The sequence below is a fragment of the Bacillus thuringiensis genome, from assembly GCF_001455345.1.
Taxonomy (GTDB): domain Bacteria; phylum Bacillota; class Bacilli; order Bacillales; family Bacillaceae_G; genus Bacillus_A; species Bacillus_A thuringiensis_N.
The window spans coordinates 865971-883687 of record NZ_CP013274.1 but is presented as its reverse complement, the minus strand read 5'-3'; the positions used below and the strand labels follow the sequence as shown (position 1 = coordinate 883687).

The window sequence follows — 17717 nt, the reverse complement described above, 5'->3', positions numbered from 1 at the left end:
AAAAAGTGAGGAGAGTCCTTTGGTATTTAGTAGTTCGATTTTCTTATTTATCTTTTTACCTCTCGTATTATTTCTCTATTTTATAGTGCGTGCCGAGCTACGTAATTTCGTATTACTTGCATTTAGTTTAATTTTCTATGCATGGGGCGAACCACGTTTCGTTCTTTTAATGCTCTTTTCCATCGTATTAAACTACTGCTTTGGCCTACTCGTGCATCATTATGATAAACGAAAAAATATGAAAGTCACATTTTTAATTATGGCTGTGGTCGGAAATATTTTATTACTTTCTTATTTTAAGTATATTTCATTTTTCACAGACATCTTAAACAATGCATTGCACTTATCTATTCATGTGGAACCTATTCCACTACCAATTGGAATTTCATTTTATACATTCCAAGCGATGTCCTATGTCATCGATATATACCGTAAAGATGGGGATGTTCAAAAAAATCCACTTAACTTAGCGCTATATATCTCTATTTTCCCTCAGCTTATTGCCGGACCAATTGTTCGTTACAATATTGTCGCTGAGCAAATTAAAACGCGCATCCATTCTTTTGAACGATTCACAGAAGGTATTCAAATTTTCGTTCTTGGACTAGCGAAAAAGATATTAATCGCCAACCAAGTTGGATTTGTCGCTGATAAAATCTTCGCCTTACCACCATCTGAAATAAGTGTTGGAACGGCATGGATCGGTATTATCGCCTATACCCTACAAATTTATTTCGATTTCTCAGGGTACTCTGATATGGCAATCGGACTTGGAAAAATGTTCGGATTTGATTTCCCGAAAAACTTCAACTATCCGTACATCTCTAAATCTATTTCAGAGTTTTGGAGAAGATGGCATATTACACTCGGCTCTTGGTTCCGCGATTACATATATATCCCGCTCGGCGGAAACCGCGTTTCAAAACTAGCGAATTATCGTAACCTCTTCATCGTATGGGGGTTAACTGGTTTATGGCACGGGGCGAGCTGGACATTTATCGCCTGGGGCTTATATTACGGCTTTATTATTTCAATTGAAAAAGCTGGATTCGAAAAAATATTAAACAAACTATGGAAGCCGCTGCAACATGCATACGTATTAGTAATCGTTATGATCGGTTGGGTCTTCTTCCGAGCTGACAACTTCGCTTACTCGTTCCAATATTTAAAAGCAATGTTCGGCATAGGTGGGCAATCATTCATCGATGACAATACAATGTTATACGTACATGAATACATCATCGTATTTATCATCGCCTTTATCGCAGCGACACCAATTTTAAAACGAATTAAAAACATACTAGAACTTGCACCAAAAACGTATATGTTCACAATGCAATTTGTACGTCCTATATTATTACTAACATTATTTATGATTTCGGTTATGTACTTGATTAACTCAACATATAATCCATTTATTTATTTCAGGTTTTAACTGATGTAGGAAGGAAAAGTTATTATGAAAAAATTGGGGAACCTCATCCTGTCTATCGGTTTTCTCACCATTATCTTTTCATTTGGCATATTATCGTTACTCAAAACAGACCGAGACATTTCACCAGTTGAAAATCGGCCGCTCGCTCAAAAACCAGCACTTACGAAAGAAGCTCTCCTAACTGGTAGCTTCTTTAAAGATTTTGAAACATACACAAATGATCAACTAATCGGACGAGATGAGCTTATTAAAAACTATACGATTGCTCAAATTAATATGGGCAAATCTCTCATTAACGACATTATTTTAACTGATGATAAATGGCTCCTTAAAAACCCGGCGTGGACAAAAAAATATAATGAAATTGACCAATCCATGTCTGCTATAAACGACTTATCTCAGTTTTCAAAAGAACAAAACGTTGAGTTTTACTTTGCTTTACCACCGTCAAAAACGAATGCATTATCATTTAAATTACCTTCTCATATTCACACATATGCAGAGGAAAATTTAAATTACTTTCTAAAGAAACTTCCAGCTGACGTAAAGCCAATAAAAGTTATGGAACACTTGAAACAGAACTATACAAACGAAGAAATACAGGACATGTATTTCAAAACAGATCATCATTGGAATATGGACGGCGCCTTCTTAGGCTACCAATATATAATGAACACAATCGGGCAACAATCTTCTATATATAAAGGAAAAGAAATAAAAAAAGAAGACTACACTCGTACATGTGCGCAAAATAAACATTTAGTTGGAAGCTTCAACAACCAGCTATACCAACTCATCGATGCCAATGGTGAAAAATTGTGCTACTACACACCGAAAGACGGTTTCAACTTCACAAGCGTAACCGCAAAAGATGTGAAAGGTACTGTTCACCAAAACTTAGATGACATATACGGCGTAGAAAAACAAAAAGATACAACATCATACGCAGGTTATTACACAGACGACTATCCAGAAATCGTCATCGAAAATAACAATGCACCAAATGAAGTACGCGCCTTAGTCCTAAAAGACTCATTCGCAAACGCAATCGTGCCACACTTAGCACAAAGCTTTAAACATACATCTATCCTCGACCTGCGTCACTATCACGAAAAAGATGTATATCAATACATTAAAGACAACAATATTAACATGGTATTGTTCGTGTATAGTGATTCGAATTTGAGTGGGGATATGTTTAAGTTTAAGAAATAGAAAGAAGCCTCTTGTATTTTTACAAGAGGCTTCTTTCTATTAAAAAAATCAGCGGGGATGAATCCCCACTGATTTTTCACTTTATCTATAATCGGCTTATAGATTTGGGTTGTTAAGAACGTTCACGTGTACAGCTTGTGAACCGATTTCGCTTGTTAGAACATCTTTCTCACCTAATACTTTGAATACTAACGTACCTTTGTCAGTGTACTTAGTAGTTAAAGTATCGTAAAGGTCTGCCTTGAAGTTTGGAAGTGCAGAATCACTTGTTTGAGATACTGTTACATAGCCAAGCTCTACATCGCCAGCGTTAAATGCAGCGTCACCGTTTCTATCTAAGTAAAGTTTACCTTGCTCGTCACCAGATTTTACAACACGTACTTTATGTTGTGTTTCTTTCGTTAAGTTAATACCTTTTACGATATCATCAAGGTTACTCTTCTCAAGTTCTAATACAGTACCGATGTTAATTTTCTTCTCAACGAAGTTTTCTGTTTGAACTGGTTTGAAGTTTACAGATTCAATAGCGATTGTCTCTTGAACGATTTCGATTGTCGCTTTACCAGCAGTTGCACCATTTTTCGTTAAGTGGATATCAACTTTACCTGGAGTTTTACCTGTAACAACAACTTTATTTCCAACAATCTTAGCTTCAGCTACAGCTGGATTTTTAGATTCAACTACATAACCTTCTAAGTTTTCAGGATCAGAATATACGCGATCTGAAGTGTACTTAGATAATTGATACTCAACTTTGTTAGAAACATTTAAGTCAAGTTTTGTATCAGGTGATGCACCGTATTGACCTACTTTAGATACAAGTTCGAAGTTTTTGAATGCAACGTTACCTTCTGTTACGTTCACATATAATGAGCCTAAAGTAGCACCGTTACCGTTTTGGAAGTGAACTGTACCTTCGCCTACGTCATTACCTGTAACACCAATTGTTTTTGTACCGATTGAACCAGAGTCAGTCGTTACTACATCTAATCCACCTTCTGCAACTACACCTGTTTTCGGAAGAACTTCTTTAATTGCAGCTGTGTTAGCACCAAATGGATCGCCATATTGGTCAGTTGTTACGAATGTAACAGGTAATGTTTTGTTTTGAACAACTTGTAATTTATCTGGGTTAGCTTTTACTGATGCTAATTTACGAGAATCAGTCGTTACTTTAAATTTAACATCTTTTGTAACGTCGCCTACTTTAATAGTAAGTGTAGCTTCACCAGCAGCCTCAGCAGTAATGTAGTTATTTACTACAGAAATAATACCGTGGTTTGAAGATTTAATGCTAATTGATCCTGGATCAACTACTTTATCTTCTCCAGCAATTGTAGCAACTAATTTATTAAGAGATGCTTTTTCACCAACAACTAAGTTTTGGCTATTTAAAGCAAAGTCTTTACCAGAAAGCTTGCTACCATAGTTTACAACACCATCATTATCAGCATCTAATGCAAATACAACATTTTTAATTGCAGAAGCTGGTGTATCAAGGTTTTTCACTGTAATAATACCAGTGTTAGAAACTGTTAAACCACCGCGTTTTGTAACTTGTACTTCTACTTTATAGTCAGCTGGTGTAATGCCAACAGCAAGTTTACCTGTAGTAGAAGTAGATACTCCACCTTCAAAGATGTTTGCTGATGAACCATCTAAGTTATTTGCTACAAATTTGACGTCATGGTCTGCTAAGTTTAAGTATTCAACATCAGCGTTACCTTTTTCATCGTTTAATTTGAAAGCAACTGCTTGACCAGCACGATCATCATCAAATGTAAGTTTTTCTACTGCTAATTTTTTCACTTCGTATACGAATTTCGTTACGAATGATTGGTTTTTCACTTTTACAGTAAGATTTTTATTTGGGGCTACTTTACCACCAAGTGTTACAGTTGCAGAATTACCATCAGCACTTGCTTCGATTGCAACAGCTTTGTCTCCTTCAAGAGTTACATCATCAGCAGAAAGTTTGTCTAAGCCAGTACCTGTTAATGTTAATTTCGCTGGTTCAGAAACTTTCACATCAGTTACATATGCTTGTGCATTATCTTTTTTGCCATATTTTTTATCTGTTAATGCGATAAATTGAGCTGCTTCTGCACGAGATACAGATTTAGTCGGCTCCCATTTACCACCAGTACCTACAGAAATTCCAAGATTAATTAGGATGTTAGCTTTTTCTTCACCCCAAGTATCTCTTAAATCATCAAATGTTGTAACTAACTCTCCGCTAACTTTATCTTTTAAGTTATAAGCACTTACTAACATAGACGCGAATGAAGCACGGTCAATCTTTCCATTTGGATAGAAGTTTTCTTTTCCATCACCTTTAACGACACCAGCTTTTTCAACTGCCGCAATATATTTTGAAGACCAAATATTTTTAGCATCTTTGAAAGAAGGCTGAGCATTTTCATCAATTGGTAAATTTAAAATTTTAGTGAAGATTACAGCTGCAGAAGCACGATCGATTGACTCGGTTGGACCATATGTACCGTCTGGTTTACCTGTAATTGCACCTTTATCTACTAAGTAGTTAATAGAGCCTTCTGCCCAATGTCCAGCTGGAACGTCTGGGAACGATTTACCTGCTGCTGCTACTGGAGATACAACACCTGCTACCATTGCTGCTGTCATTGTACCTGCGATTACTTTTTTGTAAGAGTTAGTCTTTGCCATTTTATAAATTTCCTCCTTCAGGAATATGCTACTAGTTTCATATCATATTAAATTTGAAAACTAGCTAGTTAGAAAAGCCATAAAACAATAAAAACATAAACAAAAATACTATAATGAAAAGTAGTTCACATAATAAAATGATACAAACCGTTAGATGTAAATATAAGGTTTAAATACCATTTTCTGAAACAAGTTCATCATACTATACAAAACCATTCGTTATCAAGAACTTTCTCAAAAGAAGATTCGACACATTCTGATAATTCAGTCTTTTAATTGTACTATTAGGATATCAATAATACTTAAATATAGAAATGAATAAACTGTTTTCCTATAAACCACTCTCACTGCGCTTCGTATATTTTTCATATCGAATACACAATTGGAATTATAGCACATATTTCCACTTCATCATCTAAATATTTTTTACAATAAATACAATTTTCAGACTGCATACGACTAAAAATATTATATTTCGACATTTTATTCTTCTTTTCGAATGTTTTTTTAACAAAAACAGGTGTTAATTTACAAATAATTTACATATCAATGAAGTATTCTTCTATTTTTGAAAGCGCTTTTGATTTGTTTCTCAATAAAACCCTCCCCTTCAATCTAAAATATATATGAAATAAGATCAAAATAAAAAGCCTATGATACTCATAGACTTTTGTCTATTTTCTCATAGGCTTTAATAATTATTATTTTACTTCTTTTACTTCTTTAATAGAAACATCTACTCGTACTGGCTTGTCAAGCTCAACTTTTTGTGTTTGCTCACCTTTTTTAACAGTAAGTTCTTTTACAAAGATTGAAGTAGAACCTTTTGTACCAAACTTAGCAGTTTCTTCACTTACAACATTTGTATCTGCAGAAACAAATTTCACGTCAGTTACAGTTGCACCCGCAGTTGTTGCTGGAACACCATCAACTGATAGGATATTTAGAAGTGCAGTTTTTAATTCGCTACCTTGAGCAACCTCGTTAAGAGATGTGCTTGTGAAATCTACTGCTAATTTTTTAGCTGCAGGTGCTGTGTCAACAACTTTAAATGAATGAGTTGTGATTAGCTTACCGTCTGCTACTACAGTTACTTTATATGTTTCACCAGCTTTTGCTTCATTTCCTACAGTAATTGTGCCAGCAGCATCATTTACAGCTACTTGACCTGAAGTTGCATCCACTACTTTACCATCTTTATCTGTAGTAGTAACTTTAAGTGTTGCTGCTTCTTTCTCTCTTAAAACTAAACCATTAGCATCTACTGGAAGAACAGAAACTACCATTTCGTTCTTTTTGTTTTCTTCAGTAACGTATTTATCTAATTCATTTTCTAAACCACGAACATCGAATTTAGAGAATACGCCTGGAGCTTTTAATTCTAAAGCTAGTTTAGATTTCACTTCTTTTTTACCAGATTTAGCTGTTAATTCTACAGTATATTTACCAGCTTCTTGGCCATGTGCATTTAGAACTAATTCTTTATTTTCATATTTAGCTACTAATTTTTGTTCTTTTAATTCTTTACCATCTTTATCAAGTACTTTCACTTCTACAGGAGCTGCGAACTCTTTACCATATTGATCTAGTACTGGAGCTTTTACTTTGAAATCTGTTACATCTTTTGTAGAAAGCGCTACGTTAGTTTTTTCTAATTTAATTTCTTTCATTGCTTTTTGAGCAAAAGCTTCAATTTCAACTGTTTTTGAAACAAGTTCTTTACCTTTTGAATCTTTAACAGTTACTTTTACTGGTGCTTTTCCTGCAGATAATACAGTTACTTTACCAGTAGCTTTATCTACTACAGCTACCTCTGTATTTAATGACTCATATTCAGCTTTAACGTTATTTACCACGTTATTGAATTGGTCTTTTAATTCTACTTGAACAGAAACGTTGTCACCTTCATAAACTTTATCGTTTTGTTTGAAGTCTTTAGAAGTGAAATCAGCTTTTTCTGCTGCTACTGTCCAGTTAGAGATTGAAGCTACTGCAGTACCTTCAGCAGAAACTTTTACTTCTTTACTTTCAGCTACTACCTTACCGTCTTTTTTATAAACAGCTTTTACAGTAGTTGAAGTACCTTTTGCTAAAGTAATTTCACCTTTTGCATTAATTTTTTCTGCAGCTGGAGTTACAAATTCAATACCCGCTGGTGAAACAACTTCCGTACCGTTTTCATCTTTAACTGTGTATTTTAATGCAGTTGGCTCATCAGCTACAACTGTTTGGTCAGCCATTTCAATTGTTTTTGCTTCTAGAGAACCTACAGTTACCTCTACTTTACCAACTTTATTTACATCTACAGTGTAAGTTTGTTTAGCAGCTAAGTTACTATATAATTCAACTGTAGCAGATTTTTTGTCTTCTGATAATTTTACATCTTTAACTAATACTTTATCGTTGTTAGCTTTGTTAGCTAATTTAACGTCTTCTTTAGTTAATTTTTCAACAGCTTTGCTGAATTTAACTTCTACTTTTTGAGTTGTAACTGCTTTAGCAGATTCAACTTTTGCTACTTCTGTACCGAACTGTTTGTCAGTCTTAGCAATAAATTGAGCAGCTTCTGCTTTAGTTACAGTTTTCTTAGGCTCCCACTTATCAGCTGTAGTACCAACAGAGATTCCTAATTCAACTAGGATGTTAGCTTTTTCTTTACCCCAGTTTAATGTTTCTAAATCTTTGAATTTAGTTGCTGGAGTACCGTTTACTTTAGTATCTAATTTGTAAGCTTCTACAAGAAGAGATGCCATTGAAACGCGGTCGATTTTTCCGTTTGGCTCAAAGCCGTTGCCTGTACCTTTAATAACGCCAGCTTTTTCTACAGCTGCGATGAATGGAGTGTACCATTGGCCTTGAGAGTCAGCGAAAGATGGTTTAGCATCTTTATCGATTGGTAAGTTTAAGATTTGAGCCATCATTGTAGCTGCTTCTGCACGAGTTAATTCTTTTCCAGGCTCGAACATTCCTTTATCGTTACCTGTAACTGCGCCTTTTTCTACTAAGTAGTTAATAGAATCAATTCCCCAGTGATCAGCTGGAACGTCTGGGAATGATTTTCCTGCTGCTGCTACTGGAGAAACAACACCTGCTACCATTGCTGCTGTCATTGTACCAGCGATTACTTTTTTGTAAGAGTTAGTCTTTGCCATTTTATATATTTCCTCCTTAGGAATGTAATACTAGTTCCATAATGTTTTAAATAGATATTCTATTTATTTTTGAAACTAGTAGATATAAATGTGGTTAAAGTATTCTTTATACAGAATAATAGAATATTCCGTATTACAGAATCATAAAGAAATCATACACCCTTTTCATCCAATTTAAAACCTTAAATTCGACAAAAAAGTGAATTTTCACAATTCTAAGCGATCGTTTTTTCGACTTTCATTTTAAAAGACTCAGATTACAAAATCAGAATATTTTAAATAAATAGGAAAACGCGTCAGAATTACATTTTTAACAATCTTCTTATAACCATTTACAACTATAACAGAAAAACCTTTCCAATTTCAATATTTAACTATGAAGATATTACGACATTAATCGACACTATATTTTTCTATAATCCGACATTTTTATTACGATCAGATTTTTCGAAATTACCATACCTATTTTCTTATAATTTACTAAATAAAACGCTAAATCCTAACATTCTCTATATATTAATGTTAGGATTTTTAAACGTACATCTTCTCTCTCAAACTTCTTTTTTATGAGCATAAGTTTACAACCACTTGCGTAATTCGACATTTTTCTACAAATATATTTTTTTCTTTCGACATTTTCTTTTTTCAAAAAATAAAAAAGAGGATGTCCTCTTAAATTAAGATTCCATTCCTCTTTTTTTAAACTCTTTTGAATTCAAGTCACTTATGATGTATCGAGACGCTGTTGAAATTTGCTCTCGCAATTCTTCTACTCTTTGTTCCAACGTTTCTTGTACATATTCTTTTTGTTCTAGTTGCTTCGTTGCCACATTATACAAAGTTTCAGCTGTCCAGTCACCATCTACGTTTCCGATGATCGGCTGATTGACTTGTTGTAAAAATGAATCGATCTTTGGATCATATGAAATACCAACCATAGGGATATTAGCAACCGCAGATAGTATGAGCGCATGAAGTCTCATACCTATTAGAAGCGAACATTCCGACAAAATTGCAATTTTCTCATGAATATCCAGCTTATACGGAAGCATATGAGCTTCTTCTCCCATTAAATTAATAATATCGCGTGATGCATTTTGATCAAACGGTCCATGCATTGGTACGAATAAAATATGGTATCCATCACGCTTAAATTTTTTCAGCGTATCTGCTAGCTTCTTCATATAATCTTCTTTCGCATCCCAATACCTCACACTAACTGCAATTACTTTCCCTTGAATCGAATGTTTTTGCAGCCACTCCGATTTCATTCCTTCTGGTTGACATGCCAATACTGGATCTGGAACTAGTTCGATATCTTTCTTAATACCAATTTCTTTTAAATACAAAAATGAATCTTCATCACGAACTGATATATATTCCGCTTTTGATACTTGCCACTTCACTAATAAACGATTTTGTCTTTTCGTAATTGGGCCGATTCCTTGCGCATAAATATAATACGGCTTCTTCAAAAAACGAGCAATCCGCATAATACCTGTATAGTACAAAATACTTTTAATACTCGTTTTATCTTGAAGGAGACTTCCCCCTCCACTAATTAAGCCATTACTTCTCTTTATTTCCTTATAAATCGCTCTTATATCCCAGCGATTTACTGCCTCTACACCGTACATTTTTTTTGTATAGTCGGGGTCATTCGAAAGTACAACAAGCTCAAGAGTAGGATCCTCTTCATGTAGCGCTTTAATAATTGATTGCAAAATTGCCTCGTCCCCAACATTATAAAAACCATAATATCCTGATAAAACTAACCGCACTCTTAATCTCCTCCAACATTTCGCAATCAACTTTTTGTCATTCAACAAATTGCTATCAACTCTTAACAAGAAAAGTTGGATAACTTTAAATTGATTTCTTTCACAAACATATAAATAGCCATACTCATTTATGAACAAATTTACTTACGTAAAAATGGAATTTGCTTTTTTGATATCCAGTTCAACTTTAATGCGCATATGCCATATATGAATAAGGCCACACAAAATGCTAAACCACTATATAGTATTGCAATAAGTCTAGAATCTACCACATTTATGAAAGTAGATGTGAAATACAATCCTATACCTACTATACTAGATACTCCAATGACAGCAAAAAATCTCCTCACTCGAATCGAATAAGCCAATTCTTTTCGAATGTATATATAATTTACGATACAAATCATGATATATATGATAAGTGTACTATAAGCCGCACCAGTTATGCCAAATTGACTTACGAGTACTATATTTAATATGACTTTTACAAAACTCGCTCCAACAACTATCCACGCCGCTTGCTTAGAACGGTTAATTCCTTGCAAAATTCCTATTGATAATACCATAAGTGATGTGAAATACGAACTACCAATTAAAATAGCTAACATTCCGCTCCCTTTAGCATCTGTAAACAATCCAACATTTAACGGGATTGCAAGTGCCATGAGCCAGATTGTTATCGGTGTTGTTAAAACATGAGCAAGCTCATTTGTTCGTTCAATTGTTTGTTTTGCTAACGCCATATTTTTCTTTGTTAATGCAGCAGTTAACAATGGGATTAACGGAAATACCATCGCACTTGCGAACACGACAATTAATTGTGTAAACGCAAAGCCACGACTATATATACCAAATTGTTCTTGAATCATTGTAGTGGATCCGTGTAGCATATGTGGAATCGTTACAGAATCAACTAAATTTAACACCGGCATCGATAATGCTCCAATTGCAATTGGAATCGAAACCCGAAGTATTTTTTGGGCATTATCTTTAAAATCTTGCAGTGAATATGTATTACTTTTATAACGATATATACTTTTTACATACTTCAATCTCAAATAGATAAGTGACGTAATTACCCCAAGGCAAGAACCAATCATTGCACCGCCTGTTACAACATCACTCTCTTTATTCCAATATACAAATAAGAATGCAATTGCTAACATAAAGAAAACACGAATGAACTGCTCAATTACTTGTGACACCCCGGTAGGAATCATATCTCCGAAACCTTGGAAATACCCTCGATATACCGCCATATATGGTGCGATTAATAAAGCAAACGAAGTAACAATTAATGGGAGTCTCGTATCTTGTCCACCAAGCATATTTGCAAACATACTTGATCCAATCATAATAACCGAAAATCCAAGCACCCCAAATATTACTCCAATAATAGATGCTGACGTAAATAGTTTAGCAATCCCATCTTTATCATTCTTCTCATGAAGTTCAGCGATTAACTGTGATATAGCTAGCGGTACTCCCGCTACTGATAAAGTTAAAGCTATCATATATACAGGAAAAACAAGGCGGAAGATCCCAAGCACTTCATCTCCTGCTATATTTTGTAATGGGATTTGAAAAAAACTTCCCAACACTTTCGATAAAAACGTTGTAATCGTTAAAATCGCAGCGCCTTTCACAAACTTATTATTCATTTTCTAGCTCTTTTCTTTCAATATATAATTTCCATACATACTACATCATAAAACGAGATAGCTATATTCTTCTCTTTTTTGAAAAATTTCACTTTATCTCATTTAGCTATCATACCAAATTTCTTATATATTGAATACTCTCTTTCTTTCTAGGTTTTAAATATAGTATGTGCAATAACTTCTTATTTCTATCCAGTTTTTTCTTCAATTTACTACTTCTACTTATTCAGTATAAACATGTGCTATAATGTAGCTATTGTCAGTAAGAGGAGTGTTTACAACATGCTGAATTCGGTAAAAAAGCTGTTAGGAGATTCTCAAAAGAGAAAACTAAAAAAATATGAACAACTTGTTCAAGACATTAATAATCTAGAAGAAAAACTATCTGATTTATCTGATGAAGAATTACGTAATAAAACGATCACATTTAAAAACATGCTACATGATGGAAAAACAGTGGATGATATAAAAGTAGAGGCGTTCGCTGTTGTACGTGAAGCGGCAAAACGTGTACTTGGATTACGTCACTACGATGTGCAGTTAATTGGTGGTCTTGTACTATTAGAAGGTAATATTGCAGAGATGCCAACTGGCGAAGGGAAAACATTAGTTTCTTCTCTTCCAACATACGTACGTGCGCTTGAAGGAAAAGGCGTTCACGTTATTACTGTAAATGACTATTTAGCAAAACGAGATAAAGAATTGATTGGCCAAGTTCATGAATTTCTAGGTTTAAAGGTTGGATTGAATATTCCTCAAATCGATCCTGCCGAAAAGAAACTTGCTTACGAAGCTGATATTACATATGGTATTGGAACAGAATTTGGCTTTGACTATCTACGCGATAATATGGCTACTTCAAAAAATGAGCAGGTACAACGTCCCTATCATTTTGCTATTATCGATGAGATTGACAGCGTTTTAATTGATGAAGCGAAGACGCCTCTTATTATCGCTGGTAAGAAATCAAGCAGCTCTGATTTACACTATTTATGTGCCAAAGTTATTAAATCATTCCAGGATACCCTTCATTACACGTACGATGCAGAATCGAAATCTGCTAGTTTTACAGAAGACGGTATTACAAAAATAGAAGATTTATTCGATATCGAGAACCTATATGATTTAGAGCATCAAACTTTATATCATTATATGATTCAAGCATTACGAGCTCATGTCGCTTTCCAATGTGACGTTGACTATATTGTACATGATGAAAAAATTCTACTTGTAGATATTTTCACGGGCCGTGTTATGGATGGTCGCTCTTTAAGTGACGGTTTACACCAAGCTCTTGAAGCAAAAGAAGGTCTAGAAATCACTGAAGAAAACCAAACACAGGCGTCCATTACAATTCAAAACTTCTTCCGTATGTATCCAGCATTATCTGGTATGACAGGTACAGCAAAAACGGAAGAAAAAGAATTTAACCGAGTGTATAACATGGAAGTTATGCCGATTCCGACAAACCGTCCTATCATTCGTGAAGACAAAAATGACGTCGTGTACGTAACAGCTGATGCTAAATATAAAGCTGTACGTGAAGATGTTCTAAAACACAATAAACAAGGACGCCCGATTTTAATTGGAACGATGTCTATTTTACAATCAGAAACCGTTGCTCGTTACTTAGATGAAGCAAATATTACATATCAATTATTAAATGCGAAAAGCGCAGAGCAAGAGGCCGATTTAATCGCAACTGCTGGACGAAAAGGACAAATTACAATTGCAACGAATATGGCCGGACGCGGTACTGATATTTTACTAGGTGAGGGTGTTCATGAAATTGGCGGATTACATGTAATTGGGACAGAACGCCATGAATCAAGACGCGTTGACAATCAGCTAAAAGGTCGTGCTGGTCGCCAAGGTGACCCAGGTAGCTCTCAATTCTTCCTTTCTTTAGAAGATGAAATGTTACGACGTTTCGCACAGGAAGAAGTCGAGAAATTAACTAAATCACTGAAAACAGATGAAACAGGACTTATTCTAACTTCAAAAGTGCATGACTTCGTGAACCGTACACAATTAATTTGTGAAGGTAGCCACTTCTCAATGCGTGAGTACAATTTAAAGTTAGATGATGTAATAAATGACCAACGTAACGTTATTTATAAATTGCGTAATAACTTGTTGCAAGAAGATACAAATATGATTGAAATTATTATTCCAATGATTGATCATGCTGTAGAAGCCATTTCTAATCAATATCTTTTAGAAGGTATGCTTCCGGAAGAATGGGATTTTGCTCGTTTAACAGCAAATATAAACGAAATTTTACCAGTAGAAAATATACCATCACTATCAGCGAATAATGTACATTCACCGGAAGATTTACAATCCGTTTTGAAAGAAACATTATCTCTTTATAAAGAGCTCGTAAATGAGCTAAATAGCAATACTGATTTACAACAGTCGCTACGATATGTTGCCCTTCATTTCCTAGATCAGAACTGGGTTAATCACTTAGATGCAATGACCCACTTAAAAGAAGGCATCGGGCTAAGACAATATCAACAAGAAGACCCTACTCGTCTTTATCAAAAAGAAGGTTTAGATATCTTTTTATACACATATGGTAATTTCGAAAAAGAAATGTGCCGCTATGTTGCAAGACATTTAGGCGTTCCTGAAAACGTACAATAACGAGGTGAAAGATTATGTTATCATTCCTAAAAAGAGCTAAGAAAAGTGGAAAAGATACGACTGTCTCTAGTAATCAATTATTCGGACAAGAAGAAACAAATACTGAAAATAAAACTGTAAAACCAACGCTTTACTTCCACCCTAGCTGGGGTGCAGTAGCACAAGAGCAAAAATACATTTATCAATTTTTACATAAAGAACTACCACGTTTACAAGAATATCAAATTTCTTTATCTGGAATTGAGATTGAAAAGCGTAATAATGGTTATGACGTAGCTGTATTTATTCGCAGCACTGTTCCGAAACCAATTTCTTTCGAAGAGGTTACATTAATTCTTCTAAATAAAGAGAAGAAACTATGCGCACGCAAAACATTTAACCTTTCTGCATTAGGAGATATTCCTGCAAATGTAAATATGCCATTTATTTTTACATTTGAGCAAGAGTCAATTACAGATGCTGCATTATCGCAAACAGATTGGGAATTAGCTTTTGAACTTGAAAGCAAGCATGGATTAGATTTAGATCCATCTTGGGAAGCTCAGTTACCTGAAGCAAGCAAAGAAGCTTTACGTAATTTCGTAGACAATTTAACACCTCCAAGCGAAGGTGAAATTAACTTCCTAGGCCTGCAAGCTGCAAGAAAAGAAAACGGTGATTTACATACAACGCTTCTTATTCGTAACGGTTGTAAAGACAACATTCAACTAGAGCAACTTCCTCTTCATATTGAGGATGCCACGGGTGCAGTTGTTGTTAAAGGCGCTTTCACATTACCTAACCTTGAAATTAAAACAAACACTACAAAACCATGGTCATTTGTCTTCCCTGCTTCATCTATATTAAAAGAAGATATGGACCTATCTTCTTGGAAAGCACTTGTACCACAAGACTAATCATAAAGAGAGGCTGCTTCCGAAGCTGCCTCTCTTCTTCTTTTTTCATACAAAAAAGCCTGTTCAAAAAGATGGTCATCATATCTCTTCGGACAGGCTTTTTCTTTATGTAAAATTTATTTCGTTACTAATAAACGTTCAATATGATATTCAGCTTCTAATTTGCACATTTCATCTGCATGCTTCACTTTATTTCTCGTTAATTGCTCTACTTGCTCTTCGCTCGGTTTTTCATTAATAAACTCATTAATTTTTTCATTTACTTTCATTGCTAACGCTTGATGGAAATCTGGATGTCCTTTCAACTCGTCATCTACTTTATTGATCCAAGTTGATTTTGTGTATAAATACTGTTTCCACTGTTCAACAAATTGTTGCATATCAAACTTTTCTTCGTTCCATTCAATTTCTTTCATATACTTCTCAAAAGAAACAACAATTGAGCGTGTAATCCCAATCTTCACTCCGTGTGGTAACTGTTTGTACATCAATTATTCCCTCCAGCTTAAAGCTCTTCCTTCTGAAAAAAAAGGAATCTCAAAATTCATATACATTATTATAATATCACATACCTAATCTAAAATGTTACTATACTGCTAAGATTAATAAATGTCAATAATCATAAAAAATTGCAATATACAGATATTAAGCGCAATAAAAAAACACCCTCATACGAGGGCATTTCCTTACATAACATCAGCTTCTACAAACTGTAATTTATCTTTCTGCTCATTACTCGCCATCGTTACTAACGTTTTTTCAATATGAGTAGGCACTTGTTCTAGTGTCACACTCACTCCTAACTTATCCGACTGCTCAATAAAGTTCAATAACGCCATAGCTCCGGATACATCCATATAGCGCGCATCTTTCATACGTAAAACAATCGGTGACTTCACATCTTGTAAAGTAGTAAAAATACGGTCTACTGATAGGAAGGAGAGCGGTCCTTGAATCGTATACGTCGCTTCCTTTTCTTTTACAATAGAAGCTTTACGTTCTTTACATTTCACCATGTATATAATGAACGAAAGAATAATTCCGAACGCAACAGCGATCATTAAATCAAACTTCACTGTGACAACCATCGTTACGAGCATAACTATGACATCACCTTTTGGTGCTACATGCATTTTCTTCATGCTTTCCCAATCAAACATGCCAACACCTGTTAAAATTAAAATACCTGATAATACAGCAAGCGGAATGTATTGCACGACTGATCCAAGTCCCATAATGAAAATAAATAATATAACACTATGCATACTTGCTGAAAGCGCCGTTTTACCGCCACTTCTTATATTTACGATAGATCGTACAGTCGCACCTGCCCCTGCTAATCCGCCAAACAATCCGCTCATCATATTACCAATACCTTGTCCGACCAGTTCTTTATTACTTTTATGACGTGTACCCGTCACATTATCCATTACGACCGATGTTAACAACGAGTCAATCGATCCTAATAAAGCAATACTAAGCGCTGGTAAAATAAGTTCTGCTATGCCTGCTCCACTTAAAGATGGAATATGAAGCGTCGGCATCGCTTCTGGAATCGTTCCAATCTTTTCAATCACCTTATTTAATGACAGGTTTCCGATAATCGGTAACTTCACTGTAAGTCCTTCTAACGCAGAAGAAAATAAAGGAAGCATAGCTGTCACACCAACTAATGCAACTAAACTAGATGGAATTGCCTTAATCCATTTTCCAGAAACAACCATTACGATAATCGTTAATACGACAAGTAGAAAACTATTTTGCACATGTTTCATTTCACCTAAAATAATAATTAATGCGATACCGTTCATAAATCCTGAAACGACAGGGTACGGAATGTACCTCACGTAAGATCCAAGCTTACATACACCGAATAAAATTTGAAACAGTCCCGCCATCATAAAGGCTATAAAACTCGCCTCTAATCCGTGCGTCGCAATAACTCCTGTTGCAATAACCGTAATCGGCCCAGTTGGCCCCGTAACCTGCCCAGGTGTACCACCAAATAACGCCGCAAATAAACCTGCAAAAATCGCACCATACAATCCGACTAATGCTCCCTCAGACGTTCCCGTTGCAGCAATACCAAATGCAATGGCAAGTGGCAACGCAACAATCGCAACAGTAAAACCTGCTAAACATTCCTTTGCTATTTTTTGAAACATATAATAACCACCTTCATATAAAGTCCATTTTCCATTGTACACCTAAAAAGATACATTCGTTAGTCCACTTTTTACAGT

General features: G+C 35.0%; 10 protein-coding genes. 4 read left to right on the top strand and 6 right to left on the bottom strand.

All coding sequences use genetic code 11. From position 1 onward, the window contains the following. Positions 1-19: 19 nt before the first annotated feature. Complete coding sequence (locus ATN06_RS04720; protein WP_060629726.1) at positions 20-1435, top strand: MBOAT family O-acyltransferase; 1416 nt, start codon at positions 20-22, stop codon at positions 1433-1435. A gap of 24 nt (positions 1436-1459) precedes the next feature. Beyond that, positions 1460-2650 carry a secondary cell wall polysaccharide O-acetyltransferase PatB1 gene (gene patB1 / locus ATN06_RS04715; RefSeq protein WP_060629725.1) on the top strand — a complete coding sequence of 397 codons (1191 nt, stop codon included), beginning with the start codon at positions 1460-1462 and terminating at the stop codon, positions 2648-2650. 96 nt (positions 2651-2746) lie between these two features. Here the strand turns inward: patB1 and ea1 are convergent, their stop codons facing one another. From ea1 to ATN06_RS04695, 4 genes are all read right to left on the bottom strand, one after another. Beyond that, positions 2747-5335: an S-layer protein EA1 gene (gene ea1 / locus ATN06_RS04710; protein ID WP_060629724.1), complete on the bottom strand. Its 2589-nt coding sequence runs from the start codon at positions 5333-5335 to the stop codon at positions 2747-2749. A gap of 701 nt (positions 5336-6036) precedes the next feature. Further along, positions 6037-8487 carry an S-layer protein Sap gene (gene sap, locus ATN06_RS04705; protein WP_060629723.1) on the bottom strand — a complete coding sequence of 817 codons (2451 nt, stop codon included), beginning with the start codon at positions 8485-8487 and terminating at the stop codon, positions 6037-6039. Between the two features lie 677 nt (positions 8488-9164). Further along, positions 9165-10268, bottom strand: coding sequence for a polysaccharide pyruvyl transferase CsaB (gene csaB / locus ATN06_RS04700; RefSeq protein WP_060629722.1), 1104 nt, complete (start codon positions 10266-10268; stop codon positions 9165-9167). Between the two features lie 140 nt (positions 10269-10408). Further along, the gene (locus ATN06_RS04695; protein ID WP_060629721.1) at positions 10409-11929 is read right to left on the bottom strand and encodes a putative polysaccharide biosynthesis protein; all 1521 of its coding nucleotides are present in this window, start codon (positions 11927-11929) and stop codon (positions 10409-10411) included. A 282-nt stretch (positions 11930-12211) separates the two neighbouring features. Here ATN06_RS04695 and secA2 point away from each other — a divergent pair, with 282 nt between their 5' ends. Both secA2 and ATN06_RS04685 read left to right on the top strand, forming a co-directional pair. Next, on the top strand, positions 12212-14578 hold the full coding sequence (gene secA2, locus ATN06_RS04690) for an accessory Sec system translocase SecA2 (RefSeq protein WP_060629720.1): 2367 nt from the start codon (positions 12212-12214) through the stop codon (positions 14576-14578). Between the two features lie 14 nt (positions 14579-14592). Continuing rightward, entirely contained in the window at positions 14593-15474 is an 882-nt protein-coding gene (locus ATN06_RS04685; protein WP_060629719.1) for an accessory Sec system S-layer assembly protein, read from the top strand. Positions 15475-15590: 116 nt separating this feature from the next. On the opposite strand, the gene ATN06_RS04680 is transcribed toward ATN06_RS04685, so the two are convergent. Together ATN06_RS04680 and ATN06_RS04675 are read right to left on the bottom strand one after the other, a co-directional pair. Beyond that, entirely contained in the window at positions 15591-15962 is a 372-nt protein-coding gene (locus ATN06_RS04680; RefSeq protein ID WP_060629718.1) for a hypothetical protein, read from the bottom strand. A gap of 198 nt (positions 15963-16160) precedes the next feature. Beyond that, positions 16161-17639, bottom strand: a complete 1479-nt coding sequence (locus tag ATN06_RS04675) for a SulP family inorganic anion transporter (protein ID WP_060629717.1) — start codon at positions 17637-17639, stop codon at positions 16161-16163. Between the last annotated feature and the right edge of the window lie 78 nt (positions 17640-17717).

Excerpts from the sequence above, each read along its gene's own strand:
- patB1 (WP_060629725.1), top strand. The coding sequence starts at position 1,460 with ATGAAAAAATTGGGGAACCTCATCCTGTCTATCGGTTTTCTCACCATT.
- ea1 (WP_060629724.1), bottom strand. The coding sequence starts at position 5,335 with ATGGCAAAGACTAACTCTTACAAAAAAGTAATCGCAGGTACAATGACA.
- sap (WP_060629723.1), bottom strand. The coding sequence starts at position 8,487 with ATGGCAAAGACTAACTCTTACAAAAAAGTAATCGCTGGTACAATGACA.
- ATN06_RS04695 (WP_060629721.1), bottom strand. The coding sequence starts at position 11,929 with ATGAATAATAAGTTTGTGAAAGGCGCTGCGATTTTAACGATTACAACG.
- secA2 (WP_060629720.1), top strand. The coding sequence starts at position 12,212 with ATGCTGAATTCGGTAAAAAAGCTGTTAGGAGATTCTCAAAAGAGAAAA.
- ATN06_RS04685 (WP_060629719.1), top strand. The coding sequence starts at position 14,593 with ATGTTATCATTCCTAAAAAGAGCTAAGAAAAGTGGAAAAGATACGACT.
- ATN06_RS04680 (WP_060629718.1), bottom strand. The coding sequence starts at position 15,962 with ATGTACAAACAGTTACCACACGGAGTGAAGATTGGGATTACACGCTCA.
- ATN06_RS04675 (WP_060629717.1), bottom strand. The coding sequence starts at position 17,639 with ATGTTTCAAAAAATAGCAAAGGAATGTTTAGCAGGTTTTACTGTTGCG.